Here is a 15,883-nt window from a genome sequence, read left to right as displayed (position 1 = left end):
GCCCGGTTACATTCCGAACCCGGAAGCTAAGCCTTTCAGCGCCGATGGTACTGCAGGGGGGACCCTGTGGGAGAGTAGGACGCCGCCGAACAATCATTGTGGGAAAGCCCCGCACCTTATGGTGCGGGGCTTTTCTGCGTTCTGGATGCGGTTCCAGTAGTTCTAGTACCAGAACGCCTTCACCACGGATTGCTGTGCGTCGGCCGCCCGTGCGTAGAAGGCGCGGAGAGCCGTGTGGTGGGCGAGGTACGTGGCCTTCGCCGCGGCTTCCGGATCGTCGAAGAGGGCGTACGGAGCCGTGAGAGCAGGGCCCGCCACGTCCCACAGGGTGTCGAAGTCGGCATCCCTGAGGAGTGCTGCGGCCGTGGTGACCTCGGACGGGGTGAGGATGGCGAACGGGGGCCGGCCCGTGGTGGGGTCGTGGACGATGCGCCCGCCGAATACCGGGAGTTCGTGGGCGGGCGTGGCGCCGGCGAGGTAGAGGTCGTTGAGGGGGCCGAAGTCCTTTTCGACGGCGGTCGCGATGCCCGCCTCGTACTCGGTCTCCAGGTTGTCCCAGGCGGCGCGCATGACGTCCGTCAGCCAGGCGTGGTCGTCCCGGATCTCGTGCTCCGCCATCGTGCGGAGATGCATGTGGAAGCTCATGACTGGCTCGGGGTGACCAGCTGGGCGTCGTACGCCAGGATCACTGCCTGCACTCGGTCGCGGGCGCCCGTCTTCGACAGGATGCGGCTCACGTGGGTCTTCACCGTCGACTCCGCGAGGTGGAGGCGGGTCGCGATCTCCGTGTTCGTCCAGCCCTGGCCGATGACCGTGAGGATCTCGCGCTCCCGGTCCGTGAGGGTCGACAGGCGCGGATCCTCCGGTGCCGGGCCCGTGGCGGTCGGCAGATGGTGGATGTACGCGTCCAGGAGCCGGCGGGTCAGGCTGGGCGCCACCACCGCGTCGCCGGCGGCGACCGCGCGGATGCCCGACAGGAGCTCCTCGGGCTGGGCGTCCTTGACGAGGAAGCCGCTGGCGCCGGCGCGGAGGCCCTCGTAGGCGTATTCGTCGAGGTCGAAGGTCGTGACGATCAGGATGCGGGTGCGGGCCCCGGTGGCGACGATGCGTCGCGTGGCCTCGATGCCGTCGAGGCCCGGCATCCGGATGTCCATCAGGACGACATCGGGGTGGTAACGGTCCACCAGACGGATCGCCTCGGTGCCGTTCGGCGCCTCACCGACGACCGTCATGTCATCCTGGCTCTCCAACAACATGCGGAAGCCGAAGCGTTGCATCGGCTGGTCGTCCGCGATGAGCACCGTCGTCACGAGGGGGAACCCTCCAGGGGGAGTCGGAGTCGTACGCGCCAGCCACCGGTCGGCAGAGCGCCGGCTTCGAGTGTGCCGTCATAGAGGGCGGCGCGCTCGCGCATCCCCGTGACTCCCTGGCCGGTGCCGATGATGTCATGGGCCGTACTGCCTGTGTCCGTCACTTCGAGCGTCAACTCCTCACGGCCGTAGGACAGGAGGACGGAGGACTCCGCTCCTGGGCCAGCGTGCTTGAGCGTGTTCGTCAGCGCTTCCTGGGTGACCCGGTAGACCGTCAGCTGTGCGCCCGTCGGCAGGGGTTGGGCGTCGGGGGCGGGCTCGTCGCGGATCTCCAGCTGTACCGGCAGACCCGCCGTCCTCACCCCGTCGATCAGCGCGTCCAGGTCGGCGAGCGTGGGCTGAGGATCGCGTACGGCCTCGCCGCGCAGGAGGCGGCGGAGCTCGGCGAGGGCCTGCCGGCTGGTGGTGCCGATGGCATCCAGGGCTTGGGCGGCCTGTTCGGGGCTCTTGGCCGCCGCGTACCGGCCGCCGTCCGCGAGGCCGGTGATGACGGAGAGGTTGTGGCCGATGATGTCGTGCATCTCGCGGGCGATCCGGGTGCGTTCGGCCGCCGCCGCCAGCTGGGCCTGCTGGTCGCGCTCGACTTCGAGGCGGCGGGCCCGGTCGACGAGGGCGGCCGTGTAGTCCTTGCGGGAGCGGACCGCGATGCCCAGCAGCGCGACCATCGCGTACGCCCACAGGGTGGGGACGACCTGCTGGTCCCAACTGCCCTGGGGGTAGCGGATCGCGCCCACCACCAGGGGTGGGGCGATCAGTGCGAGCGTCCACAGGAGGGTACGCAGGCGAAGCCGCAGGGCGATGCTGAAGACGACGATGGACTGGAGGAAGCCGGCCTGGAGGAAGGCCCCGGTCCAGTTGCTGACGAGCGAGGCGCAGGTCATCACGGCGAGGACGGCCATGGGACGGCGGCGGCGCCACAGCAGCGGGACCGAGAGCGTCAAGGTCATCGCGAGGATCAGCCCGACCGGGACGGACGGGTCGGGGGCGATGTTCCGCCAGCCACCCGCCGCGTCGACCAGCGCGACCCCCGTCCAGAAGGCGGTGAGCAGGACGTCCCAGACCCAGGGGCGGCGCTCGTCGAAGGCGCGTGCGCGCTGGGTCTGCCGCTGGATGTACCGGCTGAGGGGCTCCTCGTCCGCCCCGGGCCGCTTCTCCGTGATCATCCGCCCATCCTCGTACGTCACGGGCTAGACGTCTCGGCGCTTCAGCAACAGCGCGGGGACGATCAGGGACGCCGCGGCCCACAGGCACAGGGCGAGCAGCGCGCTGCTGGGGGAGGCCGCGTTCGGCATCGGGTCGGCGGAGCCGAGGGCTCCGGCGGCCTGGGTGGGGAAGTACGTGATCGCGGTCTCGACCGCGTCGTACGGGAGCATGCCGAGGACCTCCGGCAGGATCATCACGCCGCCGATGAAGGCCCCGATGCCGCCCGGTACGGAGCGCAGCGCGGCGCCGAGTCCGAGGGCGATGAGGTTGAGCAGGGTGACGCCGGCGGCGTTGCCCGCGATGGCGGCCAGCACACCGTCGTCGGCGAGGGAGGCCGCCTGGTCGGTGTCGGAGAGGAAGATCTGCGCGGTGAGGAAGGTGACCAGGGCGGCCACGAGGGAGATCGTGAAGACGGCCGCCGTGAACACCGTGGCCTTCGCCCACAGGACCGGCGTCCGGCGCGGTACGGCGGTCATCGAGGCTCTGATCAGGCCGGTGGAGTACTCGCCGGCGGTGACCAGGATGCCGAGGACGGCCAGGCAGATCCCGCCGAGCTGGGAGCCGTAGAGGGTGAGGACGACCGTGTCGACGTCGGAGTCGCCGCCGTCCGCGGTGTAGGTGGTGCCCATGAGGATGCCGACGCCGAGGAGGAAGGCGACCGAGGTGAGGACGGTGATCCAGGTCGAGCGGACCGTCCACAGCTTGTGCCATTCGGAGCGCAGGACGCGGGCGGGGGTGACGCGGTACGTGTGCGTGGTGGTCGTGCTCATGCTGCGGCTCCCTGGTATTCGACCGAGTCGTGGGTGAGATCCATGAACGCCTGCTCCAGAGAGGCGGTCTGCGGGGTGAGTTCGAAGAGCGGTACGCCGTGGGCGGCGGCCGTGCGGCCGATGTCCGCGGCCTCGACGCCGGTGACACGGAGGGTGTCGGCGGCCTCTGTGACGATCCGGGCCTCCGGGAGGAGGGCGCCGAGGCGGTTCGCGTCGGGGGTGACGACCTTGACCGAGGCGCCGCCGGACTCCCGTACGAGCGCGTCGACGGTCGTGTCCGCGAGCAGCCGGCCTTTGCCGATGACGATCAGATGGTCGGCGGTCAGCGCCATCTCGCTCATCAGATGGGAGGAGACCAGGACCGTTCGGCCTTCGGCGGCGAGGGACTTGAGCAGCGTACGGATCCACAGCACGCCCTCGGGGTCGAGGCCGTTGACCGGCTCGTCGAGCACGACGGTCTCCGGGTCGCCGAGGAGCGCGGCGGCGATGCCGAGCCGCTGGCCCATGCCCAGCGAGAAGCCCTTGACGCGGCGGCGGGCGACCTCGGTGAGGCCGGTGAGGCCGAGGACGTGCTCGACACGGGAGCGCGGGATGCCGTGGGTGTGCGCGAGCGCCATGAGGTGGTGGTGGGCGGAGCGGCCGGGGTGGATCGAACGGGCCTCCAGGAGCGCGCCGACCTTGGTGAGCGGGGCGGGGTGGGTGGCGTAGGTGCGGCCGTCGACGGTGGAGCGGCCGCGGGTGGGGGCGTCCAGGCCGAGGAGCATGCGCAAGGTGGTGGACTTTCCGGCGCCGTTGGGGCCGAGGAAGCCGGTGACCGTGCCAGGGCGGACGGTGAAGCTGAGGTCCTGGACGACGGTCCTGGCGCCGTACCGCTTGGTGAGTTCTTCTGCTCGGATCATGTCCACGACGCTACGGAGCGGGCGGTGGCGGATCGTCCGACCGTGGGCGGGAGCCGGGCGGCGCACGTAGTACCGGGGTACGACGGGGAGATATGGATTTGTCGGGGGTGGCGTGCGGCGGTGAAGATCGGGGCCATGGACTTTCTGATACGCACGATTCGCGCCGACGAGTGGGAGCGGGCCCGCGAGATCCGGCTCGCCGCCCTCCAGGACCCGGTGGCGCACCTCGCCTTCCTGGAGACGTACGAGGTCGCCTCGGAGCGGCCCGATTCCTTCTGGCAGGAGCGGGCGGAGGGCGCGTCCGAGAGCGGGAAGAGTGTCCGTCAGTTCGTGGCGGAGGCGCCGGACGGGAGTTGGGCGGGCACGATCACGGTGCTGGTCGAGCGTCCCTCGGACGAGGTGCGGTTCGGTGAGGCGGCGAAGGTCGACCAGACGCACATCGTGGGCGTGTACGTGCGGCCGGAGGCGCGCGGTACCGGTGTGACCGAGGCGCTGTTCCGGGCGGGCGTGGAATGGTCGTGGTCGCTGCCGGCGCCGGAGATCCAGCGGGTGCGGCTGTACGTGCACGAGGACAACGCGCGGGCCGGCGCGTTCTACCGGCGGTTCGGGTTCGTCGCGACGGGCGAGACCGTGGCCGTGCCGGGGGACGAGCAGGCGCGCGAGGTGGAGTACGAGATCCGGCGGTCGGGCGCGGCTTCGTAGGCGCTCTACATCTGGGGGAGCGGCTCCGGCCAGCGGGCGCGGGCCTGCTCCTGGGAACGGAGCAGGACCAGGGTCGGCAGGCCCTGGTCCTGGCCGCTTGCCAGCAGCTCCGGGAGCCGGGGAAGGGGAGCCACGGCGGCGACGTCGTCGAGGACGAGCGTCATTGGTGGGTCGAGCCGACCGTCGGATGACCGTGCGGCCATGCGGCGGCCGTGCTCGACCACGCTTGCGGTGAGGGCGGTGAGCAGAGGCATCGCGCCGGGGCGGGTGCGCGGGTCCTCGATCGGTTCACCCACCACATAGAGAGTGCCCCCCTCCGCGACGAAAGATTCCAGCGTCAGCGAATCCGTTCGATTCGGGGTACAGGCGTCCCTGATGTGGATCGAGGAGAGGGCGGAGAGCGCGCGGGCGGTCAACTCCTGGGCGATCTCGCGGCGTTCCGGGTGTGCGGTGAGCGCGGACTCGAGGAGTCCGGCGTGGCCGGCGGCGGCCTTGGGGTGCGTACGGAGGATCCGTACGGGCTCGTGGGCGCCCGCGCCCTGGGCCCAGCGGTGGACCTGTTTGAAGGGGCGGTCGTCCAGGGCGGCGGCGTGCAGCCAGCAGCGCAGGAGCGTTTCGGCGGTGTCGGCGACGGCGGCGTCCAGACGGGACGGCGGGCGTACGGGGGCGAGCAGCGCGACCGCTCGTTCCTGGGCCGTGGCCGGGTCCTCGCAGTGCGCGGACGGGGACCAGTGGAGGCGGGCCGGGGTGTCGCAGAGGTGGCCGGGGTCGTAGACGAGGACGGGGCCGAGCTTGCCGCGGGCGTCCTTGGTGTCGGCCCACACGGTGGGGTCGGAGGTGACGACGAGGACGGGGCCCTCGGCGTCCTGGACGGCCTGCAGCGCGGCGGGGCGGCGGGTGGCGGGGGCGCCGTAGAGGAGGCGGGGGGCGCGGGGGGCGGGGACGACGGGCTCCGGGGCGGCGGACGTCGGGACGAGGGACGCCGGGACGACGGACGCCGGGACTACGGGCTCCGGCAGGACGGGCTCCGGCACGACGGCCGGGGCTTGCACGGTGGTCGGGGCCTGCATGACGGCCGGCTGCCCGGCCGGGGCTTCTATGGCGGTGGGCCGCGGGGTCGGCTGCGCGACCGGGGCCTGCACGGCGACCGGGGCGGGCGCCTGCTGCGTAGCCGTAGCCGCGGCCGTCACAGCCGTGCCGTACGCGGACCGTCTGCCCGCCCGTACCGCTCTCCACCGCGCCAGCGTCCCCACCACGAACACCGCGAGGACCACCAGCACCATCAGTTCGCCGATGAGGAGTCCCCAGAACAGCCCGTACCCCGACAGCTCGCCCGCCGGGGTGTCGGGCCACGCGCCCGCCAGGTCCTGCGGGCTGCCGATCAGGGCGCGCACGGCCATCGGGGTCCTGGTGAAGGTGACCCCGGCCGGCCAGGCGCCCTTGGAGAGCAGGGCGGCCAGGCCGGTCGCCGTCCAGACCAGCACGGTCAGCCCGAGGACGAAGCCGACCAGGCCGACCACCAGTCCGTCGGGGATTCCTCCTTGCCGTTCGTCCTTCCGCACGTCACGCCACCGTCGACTGCGAGGGGTCGTTCAGCTGCTGCTCGATGAGGGCGGCGCGCTGTTCCGTCTCCCATTCCAGGTCCGGGTCGATGGACGGGTCGGCGGAGGATTCCGTCATGGCGCGGTCGGTGTAGACGAGCGGCCGTTCCTTCTCGGTGATGAGGTGTTTGACCACCTGCACGTTGCCGTTGACGTCCCAGACGGCGATACCGGGGGTGAGCGTCGGGATGATCTCGACCGCCCACCGCGGCAGGCCGAGCACCCGCCCGGTTGCCCGGGCCTCGTCGGCTTTCTGGGCATAAATGGTCCGGGTCGAGGCCATCTTGAGGATGGCCGCGGCCTCCCTGGCCGCCGCTCCGTCGACGACGTCCGAGAGGTGGTGCACGACGGCGACGAAGGACAGGCCGAGCCGGCGCCCGAACTTCAGCAGCCGCTGGAACAGCTGGGCCACGAAGGGGCTGTTGATGATGTGCCAGGCCTCCTCGACCAGGAAGATGCGCTTCTTCCGGTCGGGGCGGATCCAGGTGTGCTCCAGCCACACGCCGACGATCGCCATGAGGATCGGCATGGCGATCGAGTTCCGGTCGATGTGGGACAGGTCGAAGACGATGAGCGGCGCGTCGAGGTCGATGCCGACGGTGGTCGGGCCGTCGAACATGCCGCGCAGGTCGCCGTCGACCAGCCGGTCCAGGACGAGGGCGACGTCCAGACCCCAGGCGCGTACATCGTCTATGTCGACGTTCATCGCCTCGGCCGACTCGGCCTCCGGGTGGCGCAGTTGCTCGACGATGTCGGTGAGGATCGGCTGGCGTTCGGTGATGTGCTCGTTGACGTACGCGTGGGCGACCTTGAGCGCGAAGCCGGAGCGCTCGTCGAGGCCGTGGCCCATCGCGACCTCGATGATCGTACGGAGCAGGGCGAGCTGCCCGGTCGTCGTGATCGACGGGTCGAGCGGGTTGAGCCGGATGCCGGCGTCGACGGCGACCATCGGGTCGAGGCGGATGGGGGTTATCCCCAGCTCCTGCGCGATGAGGTTCCATTCGCCGACGCCGTCCTCGCCCTGGGCGTCGAGGACGACGACCTGGCGGTCGCGGAACCGCAACTGCCGTAGGACGTACGTCTTCTCCAGCGCCGACTTGCCGTTGCCGGACTCGCCGAGGACCAGCCAGTGGGGGGCCGGGAGCTGCTGCCCGTACAGCTGGAACGGGTCGTAGATGTAGCCCTTGCCGCTGTAGACCTCGCGGCCGATGATCACGCCGGAGTCGCCGAGGCCGGGTGCGGCCGTGGGCAGGTAGACGGCCTGGGCCTGGCCGGTCGAGGTGCGGACCGGCAGACGGGTCGTCTCCACCTTCCCGAAGAGGAAGGAGGTGAAGGCTTCGGTGAGGGCGGAGAGTGGATCTCGCATGTGGGCGGGCCCCTTAGCGGCTGGCGGCTGGCGGCTCTAGCGGCGGATGCCGGTCGCGAACGGCAGGGTGTTCACAAAGGCCCGGTGGTGCTCGCGGTCGCACCACTCCAGCTTCAGATACGACTTGCCGGCGGAGGCCCTGATCGTGCGCTTGTCCCTGGCCAGGGCTTCGGGCGAGCGCGACGACACAGTGATGTACCCGACGAGGTTGACGCCTGCCGCGCCGCTGGCGAGATCTTCACCCCGCTGGTCGAGTCGGCCGTGCGCGGCGACGTCCCGCGGGTCGACCGTGCGGTTCATCTTGGCCTGCCGGGATGCCTCGGCCTCGTCGTTGGTCTTCTCGGTGAGCATCCGCTCGATGGCGACCTCGGTGGGTTCGAGGTCCATGGTCACGGCGACCGTACGGATCACGTCCGGGGTGTGGACGAGGAGCGGGGCGAGGAAGTTGACGCCGACCGGGGTCATCGGCCACTCCTTCACCCAGGCGGTGGCGTGGCACCAGGGGGCGCGGGTGGAGGATTCGCGGGTCTTGGCCTGGAGGTAGGTGGGCTCCATCGCGTCGAGTTCGGCGGGCCAAGCGTTTCGTTTCGTCATCGCCTGGATGTGGTCGATGGGGTGGTCCGGGTCGTACATGGAGTGCACGAGCGACGCGAGCCGGGACTGCCCGAGGGGCTGGCGTACGCGGATGTCGGCCTCGGCCAGGCGGGCGCAGATGTCGGTGAGCTCGCGGGCCATGACGACGGCGAGGCCGGCGTCGCGGTCGAGCCTGCGGGCGCCGGAGGTGTGGCGGGCGGCGCGGGCCATCGCGTTGGCCTCGGCGGCGAGTTCGCGGGTGTAGTGCATGCAGGCCACGAGGTAGGCGCGGTGCTGCTCGCTGGAGGTGGAGACCATCGACTGGAGCTGCTCGTACGACTCCTGGAGCCAGGCCGGGGCGTGCGGGTCGCCGCGCTGGCCGACGTCCTTGGCGTGGGCGTCGGGGTCGGCGGGGAGGGTGCGGGCGAGCATCTGGAGGCGGGTGACGAAGCCGTCGCCGTTGGCGACGTGCTTCAGGAGCGTGCCGAAGCGGTCGACGAGCGCTTCCTGGTCCTCGCTGTCGCGCAGGCCGACGCCGGGGCCCTCGATCTCGATGGCGGCGGTGACGGTGCGCCGGTCGGCGTGGAGGAGTACGGCGATCTCGTCGGGGCCGAAGGGCGCGGAGAGCCAGCTGATCCGGCCGATGCCGGGCGGTGGGCCGATCTCGACCTCGCGGCCGTCGAGCCGGGTACCGGCTTCGGCGGCGGCGGAGCGGTAGGCGGTGCCGCGCTTCAGGCTCCGCTTGTAGCTGCGGTTGATCTCGAACCATTTGTAGAAGGTGCGGTGCTTGTACGGGACGTACACGGCGGCCAGCGCCAGCATCGGGAAGCCGGTGAGCAGCACGATCCGCAGGGTGAGGACGGGGACGAGGAGTCCGCTCATCATGCCGAGGAACGCACCGGCGATGATCAGGGCGATCTCGCCGGTCTCGCGGTTCTTGCCGACGATCGCGTTCGGCCGGGCACGGCCGATGAGATACGTACGGCGGGGCGTGACCGGCTGGGACTGGGTCGTCAACGCCCTCCACCTCCAGAGTTCTTGCGGTTGCTGTGCGGGGTTCCTGATGTGGGGCTGCTGCTACGCGGCGGGGGTGCGGCGGAGGGGACAGATCCGCCGCCGCCCCCGACCGAGCCCCCGCGGCTGCTGTGGGCGGCGACACCGCCGGCGAGGGGGTTCGCGGGTCGTGCTGCGCTGCCGCTGTTCTGGTTGCCGCCGCCGTCGCTGCGGGCGCTGTGGGTCTTGATGCCCTGGGAGACGAGGGAGGCGGGGGAGGAGATGACGGCGGCGGCCGCGTTCTCGCCGGCGCGGTGGAGGCGGTTGTTGCGGGAGGCGACGATCTCGTCCCCGAAGCCGGGGACGAAGCGGTAGATCATCGCGGAGGCGAAGATGGCGAGCAGGATGATCGCGAGTCCGGAGACGACGGCCGAGAACGAGTCGGGGCCGGTCCCGGAGGAGAGCGCGCCGGCGAGGCCGAGGACGATGACGATGACCGGCTTGACGAGGATCACCGCGATCATGATCCCGGCCCAGCGGCGGACGTGGCCCCACATGTTCTTGTCGACGAGCCCGGCGTAGACGACGACGCCGAGGAGGGCGCCGACGTAGAGCAGGACGGCGCGCAGGAACAGCTCGAGGTAGAGCACACCGGCGGCGAGGACGCTCACCAGCGACACGATGATCAGCATGATGGGCCCGCCACCGATGCTGTCGCCCTTCTGGAGGGCCTCCTTGAAGCTGCCGAAGAAGACGTCGGTCTGCTGGCCGGTGCCGGAGGCGATGACCTCGGTGACGGCGTCGGTGGCGTTGACGACGGTGTAGAGGATGAGCGGGGTGAAGGCGGAGGCGAGGACGGTCAGCCAGAGGAAGCCGATGGCCTCGGAGATGGCGGTGGTGAGCGGAACCCCGCGGATGGCGCGCTTGGCGACGGCGAGGAGCCAGAGGAGGAGGGTGAGGAAGGTGGCGGCGGCGAAGACGATGGCGTAGCGGCCGAGGAACTCGAGGTTGGTGAAGTCGACGTCGGCGGTCTCTTTGACGGCCTGGGAGAGCTTGTCGACGATGGCGACGGCGGCGTCGGCGCAGCCGCGGGCGAGGGAGGAGAGGGGGTCGAGGGCGGTGGTGGGGTCGTCCAGCCCGGGGCGGGGGCCGGACCCGGGTTCGCCGTTGTTGCAGTAGTCCTTCGCCGGGCCGACGATGAGATCGCACTGATCCTTGGCGGATTGCGAGGGCGAGGGAGTCGGAGTGGGAGTGGGCGCCGAGTAGGCACGGGACGCCAACAGCACGGCGGCAGTCTGTACGCCGGCCAGCGCTGCGGCCAGGCGGAGCGCGGGGCGGGACCTAGCGGGCATACGTGAATCCTCCGTACTCCTCGACGGCCTTGGCGATCGCATTGGCGTCGGAGGCGAGGAGGTCCCCGTTGACCGGGGCCGGGCCTTCCTTCTGCGAGAAGCTGTCGACCTTCCAGTCGTTGTCAGCCCACCGGAGTGCCAGGGTCATCGTGAACCAGTCGTTCGTCACAGGGTTGGTGGAGCTGGCTCCAGCCGTGCCGAACACGCCCGTGCACCAGACCTCGACCGTCGCAGCGCTGTCGGAGAACTGCGTGACCTTTGTGCCGACCGGCGCCGTGCGCGATACGTACGTCAGCCCGGTGGCGGCGTTGCCCGCTTCGTCGAGGCCCAGCTTGGAGAGGAACTCCCGGCTGTATGCCTTGTCGAGGTTGGACTTCAGCTCCTCGACCTTGTCCTGGACGAACAGTTGCTGGACGATCTCACTGCGGCGGTCAGGCTTCAGGATGTCGGCCGACACGAGCGCCACTGAATAATTGGCCGCCGCGCTCTGCGCCCCTTGCTCGTCCCGTGCGAACCCCATCGGGATCTCGCCGTTCTTGCCCGGCACCGGGCGGACGCCCGTGGCTGACGTCGGGGACGATTTGCCCGGGGGCTTGGAGGAGGACGTGGTGTCGGCGTCGTCCGTGTCGCCTCTGTTCGCGAAGGCGATCGCGGCGACCAGCAGGACCACCACGCCCACGACCGTGATCAGCGACCGCGAGCCGCGGGCCGGTGGGCGGCGGGGGGCGCCGTGGATGTCGCCGGTGCCGCCCTCGGGGAGGCGCGTGCGGGTCTGGCCCGAGCCGCCGAAGCCGTCGTTGTCGTCGCCGAGGCTCATGGCAAGCACGCCCTCTCAACCGTGTGGTGACTGGACATCAGGAAAGGAACCGACCTCGGTGGTTAGACGGCCATCCCGTACACGATCGTGAACAGCGTCCCCAGAGATCCGATGATGAAGACTCCGGTCAGACCGGCCACGATCAGGCCCTTGCCCTGCTCGGCGCTGAACGTGTCCCTGAGGGCGGTCGCGCCGATGCGCTGCTTTGCCGCACCCCAGATGGCGATGCCGAGGCAGAGCAGGATGGCCACGGCCATCACGACCTCGATCATCACCTTGGCTTCATTGCCCAGGCTCCCGAAAGGCCCCCAGTTCGGGGCGATTCCACCGATGATGGTGGTGATGTCGCCCTTCTCGGCCGCCAGGTACATGTAACTCACCGCCCCTGTTGGGTAGTTCGTCGCCCCTGCCAGATGGCATGGGTCATCGCCCTATCTTCGCTGATGAAACCGCTCGCGTGTGACGGCTTGGCGGCTCTCTTTACCCGATCCCCGCACACATGACCGATCTGGCCGTCTTGACCTGCGACGGTGTGGCCGGTTTCTATACGAAGAAGCGTATGGTCACTCTGTGTATCACGGAGGGTGACTCCGGGCAATGACTGTCGTTGTTGCACTCTTGGGGTGGTGGCGGGCCCTGGTCAGGCCGGGTCGCGCGGGCTCCACTCGGCGCTCTGCCAGGAGCCGGTGAGGTACTCCGCGGGGAGGTGCGCGCACCGCGTGTACGCGTCGATGAAGAGGGTCTCCGTCGTGTCGTACCAGCGCAGGTTGAACTGGTCGCCCGTCGCGGGGTCCTGGAAGCGGAAGCCGAGGGTCAGGGAGCCCTTGACCTGTCGGTCGGCGTCGTGGGTGAGCTCCCAGCCGGCCTCGGTGAGCGCCTCGCGCAGGCGCTGTTCGGTGGCGCGGGCCCGGTCGGCCGGGACCGCGGGCACGGACCAGTCGAGCGCGAAGGAGGCGACCTCGTGGTCCGCCTCGTCGATGGCCCACCGCTTGTAGCAGGTGTGGGAGGCGACGAACCGGCCGCCCTCCACGGGGGTCGCGTCCGGCAGCTCCATGGCCTCGTACGCCCATTGGGACCGCGCCTGCACCCGCGTGATCACGGTGGTGGGGTCGTCGGTCGGGTACTCCCTGCCGGTCAGCGCGGAGCACGCGGTGAGCGTGGCGGCGACGACGGCGAGGGCCACGAGCGCCCTGGCCCAGGGGCGGCGGGCGCGGCGGCGTGCGGTTGCGGGGGCGTTCCTCGACGTCATGGGCGTGAGGCTATGGCGTGCCGGTGACGGTCGGTTGAGTACGCGTACTCAACCGAGGACCTCAGGTGTACGAGGCGATCAGGCGCGACAGGTGACGGCCTGCCAGGAGCAGGGGGGTTTCCGAGCGGGTGATCTGGGCGGAGACCTCGGCGCCTTCCAGGGTGTTGATGACCGTGGCCGCGAGGGACTCGGCCTCGGGGTCGGGGAAGCCGCAGCCGAGGAGTTTGTCGGCGACCAGCCTCTGCCAGGACAGCAGGGCCTCGGCGCAGGCGCGTTGGATGGGGTTGTCCGTGCCGAGGGTCTCCAGGGCGGCCGCGGTGACCGGACAGCCGTCGGTCCAGCCGGAGGCGCGGAGTTCGGTGGCCAGCAGGCGGGCGCAGGCGTCGACCGCGGCGCCGGGGTCGTCCTCGCTGTCCAGGGCGGTGCGCAGCAGTGCGGCGAACTCCTCGCGGCCGTGCTCCATGGCCGCCACCGCGACGGCTTCCTTTCCGCCCGGGAAGAAGTGGTAGACGGAGCCGAGGGTGGCCTCCGCCTCCTGGGCGATCTGTTTGATGCCCGTGCCGACGTAGCCCTGGCGCTGGATGAGGCGGGAGGCGGCGATGACGATCCGGTCGCGGGTGCCGCCGGCGCTGCTGGTCTGCATGCGGTGAGTCTATCCAGTCATTGAGTAGAGCGTTCGTTTTAGAGCTGTGCTAGCTTCGGCCTCATCACTGGATAGAGCGTTCGTTCTAGAGCTCTCGACGAGGGGATTTCCGCATGCCCAAGAACTCCGTCACCGTCATCGGCCTCGGCCCCATGGGGCAGGCCATGGCCGGCGCCTACCTGGAGCAGGGCTACCGAGTCACCCTGTGGAACCGCACCGCCGCCCGCGCCGACGAGCTGGTGCGCCGTGGAGCCGTCCTCGCCGCCTCGCCCGCCGAGGCCGTGGCCGCCAACGAGGTCGTGGTGGTCACCCTCACCGACTACGAGGCGCTGTACGCCGTACTGGGGGAGGTCGACCCCGCCGTCCTGGCCGGCCGGGTCCTGGTCAACCTCAGCTCCGACACCCCGCTCCGGGCCAGGGAGGCCGCCGACTGGGCGCGGGAACGCGGCGCCGTCCAGCTCACCGGCGGGGTGCTCGTGCCGCCCTCCGGCATCGGCAGCCCCGGCTCCTCGGCCTTCTACAGCGGCCCGCGCGAGGTCTTCGAGGCCCACCGCCCCACCCTCGAAGTGCTCACCGGCACCGACTACCGCGGCGAGGACCCGGGACTCGCCGCGCTCTTCTACCAGCTGAACATGGTCATGTTCTGGACCGCGCTCAGCGGCTACTGGCAGGCCCTCGCCCTCGCCGGCGCGCACGGCATCAAGGCCGCCGACCTCCTCCCGTACGCCGTCAACGCCCTGGACATGAAGCAGTTCCTGGAGTTCTACGCGCCCCGCGTCGACGCCGGTGACCACGCCGGGAACGTCGACCGGCTCGCGATGGGGCTCGCCAGCGCCGAACACGTCCTGCACACGGTCACCGACGCGGGCGTCGACGGGGCGCTCCCCGCCGCCGTCGTCGACCTCTTCCGGCGCGGAGTCGAGGCCGGACGCGGCGGCGACAGCAGCTCCAGCCTCGTGGAGGTGCTCAAGCGACCCGCGAGCTGAATGCCGAGCCGAGTGCCGAGCTGAGTGCGAGCCGCGCGCGAGCGGGGTGAGAGGTGGGTGCGAGGCGCGTACGGGGCGAGAGCCCCGGACGCGCCTCGCACAGTGAGCGGCGCGTCACGGAACGCCCCCGCGCACCGCCCCGCCGCCTAGACTGACCCGGGGCGTACTGCCAGGAGCCGAGGGGTGGTTGACGGTGCGTAAGGCGCGCAAGGCGTGGCTGCTGGCCGGTGGGGCCTTCGGGGTGTGCCTCGGCTTCGTCGCGCTGCTGGTCGTCGGGACGTACTCCGCCGCCGCCGGGCTCCTCGGGGGTGCGGGGGACGCCAAGAACGGCACCGTCGGGCTGGCCAAGGGCGCCGTGCCGGCCGCGTACCAGGGTCTCGTGCAGAAGTGGGGGAACCTCTGCCCCGCCATCAACCCCGCCCTGCTCGCCGCGCAGCTCTATCAGGAGAGCGGCTGGAACCCGCGGATCGTCTCGCCCGCCAACGCCATGGGCATCGCCCAGTTCATCCCCGGCACCTGGGCCGGTCACGGCATCGACGGCGACAAGGACGGCGACCGGGACGTGTGGGATCCGGCGGACGCGATCCCGTCCGCCGCCTCGTACGACTGCGAGCTCGCCGGCTATGTGAAGGACGTGCCGGGCGACCCGACGAACAACATGCTCGCCGCGTACAACGCGGGGGCCTACCGGGTCATCAAGTCCGGCGGGGTGCCGCGCATCAGCGAGACGCAGAACTACGTGCGGATCATCCGCTCCCTGGAGAAGAGCTTCGCGCGGCCCCTCGGCCGGGTCGAACCCTCGAGGCAGGCCGCCGGGGCCATCCACTTCGCGCAGGGGAAGCTCGGCACGCCCTATCTCTGGGGCGGCACCGGAACGGCCGCGCAGAATGGCCGATTCGACTGCTCCGGACTGACGCAGGCCGCGTACCGGTCCGTCGGGATCGAGCTGCCCCGCGTCGCCAACGACCAGTACAACGCCGGGCCCCACCCGGCCCGCGGCGAACTGCTCCCCGGCGACCTCGTCTTCTTCTCTGACGATCTGACGAACTCCCGTGCCATCAGGCACGTCGGCATCTACGTCGGCGGCGGCTACATGATCGACGCCCCGCGCACCGGGGCCGTGATCCGCTTCACCAAGATGGACACTCCGGACTACTTCGGGGCGACCCGGGTCACCCAGGAGGGCGCGGCGGCGCTGCCGACGCACCTGCCGCAGACCTGACGTTCTGTCGGGCATGGCCGGAACTCTCCGTTAAGCACAGGCCCTGAGCTGCGATGACGTGTCACTCTTCGGTAACGTCATGGTGATCGTCGAGGAAGAGCGGAACGCACGCCTCAGGCGGTTCGTTCCCTGACCGA

16 protein-coding genes and 1 rRNA gene are annotated in these 15,883 nt (G+C 70.7%); 4 read left to right on the top strand and 13 right to left on the bottom strand.

Translation table 11 applies throughout. The features are described 5' to 3' along the window. A 5S ribosomal RNA gene (gene rrf, locus ABZ939_RS22905) occupies window positions 1–91 on the top strand; the annotation flags it as partial. A 71-nt stretch (window positions 92–162) separates the two neighbouring features. Here rrf and ABZ939_RS22900 read toward each other — a convergent pair. From ABZ939_RS22900 to ABZ939_RS22880, 5 genes are read right to left on the bottom strand one after another with little or no spacing between them, the layout of a single operon-like run. After that, entirely contained in the window at window positions 163–633 is a 471-nt protein-coding gene (locus ABZ939_RS22900; protein ID WP_361858108.1) for a DUF1877 family protein, read from the bottom strand. A gap of 8 nt (window positions 634–641) precedes the next feature. Beyond that, window positions 642–1,310 (bottom strand): response regulator transcription factor, encoded by a 669-nt coding sequence (locus ABZ939_RS22895; RefSeq protein ID WP_361858105.1) that lies wholly within the window; start codon window positions 1,308–1,310, stop codon window positions 642–644. Beyond that, the gene (locus ABZ939_RS22890) at window positions 1,307–2,533 is read right to left on the bottom strand and encodes a sensor histidine kinase (RefSeq protein ID WP_361858102.1); all 1,227 of its coding nucleotides are present in this window, start codon (window positions 2,531–2,533) and stop codon (window positions 1,307–1,309) included. The genes ABZ939_RS22895 and ABZ939_RS22890 overlap by 4 nt, the downstream gene beginning before the upstream one ends. A 24-nt stretch (window positions 2,534–2,557) precedes the next feature. After that, entirely contained in the window at window positions 2,558–3,343 is a 786-nt protein-coding gene (locus tag ABZ939_RS22885) for an ABC transporter permease (RefSeq protein WP_361858100.1), read from the bottom strand. Further along, complete coding sequence (locus tag ABZ939_RS22880; protein ID WP_361858098.1) at window positions 3,340–4,242, bottom strand: ATP-binding cassette domain-containing protein; 903 nt, start codon at window positions 4,240–4,242, stop codon at window positions 3,340–3,342. Before ABZ939_RS22880 ends, ABZ939_RS22885 begins: the two co-directional genes overlap by 4 nt. Window positions 4,243–4,377: 135 nt before the next feature. Between ABZ939_RS22880 and ABZ939_RS22875 the strand changes: the two genes are divergently transcribed. Then, window positions 4,378–4,944: a GNAT family N-acetyltransferase gene (locus tag ABZ939_RS22875; protein ID WP_361858095.1), complete on the top strand. Its 567-nt coding sequence runs from the start codon at window positions 4,378–4,380 to the stop codon at window positions 4,942–4,944. 5 nt (window positions 4,945–4,949) lie between these two features. Here ABZ939_RS22875 and ABZ939_RS22870 read toward each other — a convergent pair whose 3' ends face one another. From ABZ939_RS22870 to ABZ939_RS22835, 8 genes are all read right to left on the bottom strand, one after another. After that, window positions 4,950–6,506, bottom strand: coding sequence for a type VI secretion protein (locus tag ABZ939_RS22870; protein ID WP_361858093.1), 1,557 nt, complete (start codon window positions 6,504–6,506; stop codon window positions 4,950–4,952). 1 nt (window position 6,507) lies between these two features. Next, window positions 6,508–7,911: an ATP-binding protein gene (locus ABZ939_RS22865; protein ID WP_361858090.1), complete on the bottom strand. Its 1,404-nt coding sequence runs from the start codon at window positions 7,909–7,911 to the stop codon at window positions 6,508–6,510. A 36-nt stretch (window positions 7,912–7,947) separates the two neighbouring features. Continuing rightward, window positions 7,948–9,501, bottom strand: a complete 1,554-nt coding sequence (locus ABZ939_RS22860; protein WP_361858087.1) for an SCO6880 family protein — start codon at window positions 9,499–9,501, stop codon at window positions 7,948–7,950. After that, entirely contained in the window at window positions 9,498–10,829 is a 1,332-nt protein-coding gene (locus ABZ939_RS22855) for a hypothetical protein (protein WP_361858085.1), read from the bottom strand. Before ABZ939_RS22855 ends, ABZ939_RS22860 begins: the two co-directional genes overlap by 4 nt. Continuing rightward, on the bottom strand, window positions 10,819–11,646 hold the full coding sequence (locus tag ABZ939_RS22850; RefSeq protein ID WP_361858082.1) for a hypothetical protein: 828 nt from the start codon (window positions 11,644–11,646) through the stop codon (window positions 10,819–10,821). The genes ABZ939_RS22855 and ABZ939_RS22850 overlap by 11 nt, the downstream gene beginning before the upstream one ends. A 62-nt stretch (window positions 11,647–11,708) precedes the next feature. After that, window positions 11,709–12,017, bottom strand: coding sequence for a hypothetical protein (locus ABZ939_RS22845; protein ID WP_024757447.1), 309 nt, complete (start codon window positions 12,015–12,017; stop codon window positions 11,709–11,711). A 269-nt stretch (window positions 12,018–12,286) separates the two neighbouring features. After that, window positions 12,287–12,895: a hypothetical protein gene (locus ABZ939_RS22840; RefSeq protein ID WP_361858079.1), complete on the bottom strand. Its 609-nt coding sequence runs from the start codon at window positions 12,893–12,895 to the stop codon at window positions 12,287–12,289. Window positions 12,896–12,956: 61 nt separating this feature from the next. Continuing rightward, window positions 12,957–13,538, bottom strand: coding sequence for a TetR/AcrR family transcriptional regulator (locus ABZ939_RS22835; RefSeq protein ID WP_361858076.1), 582 nt, complete (start codon window positions 13,536–13,538; stop codon window positions 12,957–12,959). 113 nt (window positions 13,539–13,651) lie between these two features. Between ABZ939_RS22835 and ABZ939_RS22830 the strand changes: the two genes are divergently transcribed. Together ABZ939_RS22830 and ABZ939_RS22825 are read left to right on the top strand one after the other, a co-directional pair. Next, window positions 13,652–14,524 (top strand): NAD(P)-binding domain-containing protein, encoded by an 873-nt coding sequence (locus ABZ939_RS22830; RefSeq protein WP_361858073.1) that lies wholly within the window; start codon window positions 13,652–13,654, stop codon window positions 14,522–14,524. Between the two features lie 193 nt (window positions 14,525–14,717). Continuing rightward, entirely contained in the window at window positions 14,718–15,746 is a 1,029-nt protein-coding gene (locus ABZ939_RS22825; protein ID WP_361858126.1) for a bifunctional lytic transglycosylase/C40 family peptidase, read from the top strand. Window positions 15,747–15,883: the final 137 nt, after the last annotated feature.

Source organism: Streptomyces sp. NPDC046712, from assembly GCF_040645695.1.
Taxonomy (GTDB): domain Bacteria; phylum Actinomycetota; class Actinomycetes; order Streptomycetales; family Streptomycetaceae; genus Streptomyces.
Note: the sequence above shows the minus strand (reverse complement) of the source record. Positions and strands in the feature narration are given on the sequence as shown.

Excerpts from the sequence above, each read along its gene's own strand:
- ABZ939_RS22900 (WP_361858108.1), bottom strand. The coding sequence starts at position 633 with ATGCATCTCCGCACGATGGCGGAGCACGAGATCCGGGACGACCACGCC.
- ABZ939_RS22890 (WP_361858102.1), bottom strand. The coding sequence starts at position 2,533 with ATGATCACGGAGAAGCGGCCCGGGGCGGACGAGGAGCCCCTCAGCCGG.
- ABZ939_RS22885 (WP_361858100.1), bottom strand. The coding sequence starts at position 3,343 with ATGAGCACGACCACCACGCACACGTACCGCGTCACCCCCGCCCGCGTC.
- ABZ939_RS22880 (WP_361858098.1), bottom strand. The coding sequence starts at position 4,242 with ATGATCCGAGCAGAAGAACTCACCAAGCGGTACGGCGCCAGGACCGTC.
- ABZ939_RS22875 (WP_361858095.1), top strand. The coding sequence starts at position 4,378 with ATGGACTTTCTGATACGCACGATTCGCGCCGACGAGTGGGAGCGGGCC.
- ABZ939_RS22865 (WP_361858090.1), bottom strand. The coding sequence starts at position 7,911 with ATGCGAGATCCACTCTCCGCCCTCACCGAAGCCTTCACCTCCTTCCTC.
- ABZ939_RS22855 (WP_361858085.1), bottom strand. The coding sequence starts at position 10,829 with ATGCCCGCTAGGTCCCGCCCCGCGCTCCGCCTGGCCGCAGCGCTGGCC.
- ABZ939_RS22850 (WP_361858082.1), bottom strand. The coding sequence starts at position 11,646 with ATGAGCCTCGGCGACGACAACGACGGCTTCGGCGGCTCGGGCCAGACC.
- ABZ939_RS22845 (WP_024757447.1), bottom strand. The coding sequence starts at position 12,017 with ATGTACCTGGCGGCCGAGAAGGGCGACATCACCACCATCATCGGTGGA.
- ABZ939_RS22840 (WP_361858079.1), bottom strand. The coding sequence starts at position 12,895 with ATGACGTCGAGGAACGCCCCCGCAACCGCACGCCGCCGCGCCCGCCGC.
- ABZ939_RS22835 (WP_361858076.1), bottom strand. The coding sequence starts at position 13,538 with ATGCAGACCAGCAGCGCCGGCGGCACCCGCGACCGGATCGTCATCGCC.
- ABZ939_RS22830 (WP_361858073.1), top strand. The coding sequence starts at position 13,652 with ATGCCCAAGAACTCCGTCACCGTCATCGGCCTCGGCCCCATGGGGCAG.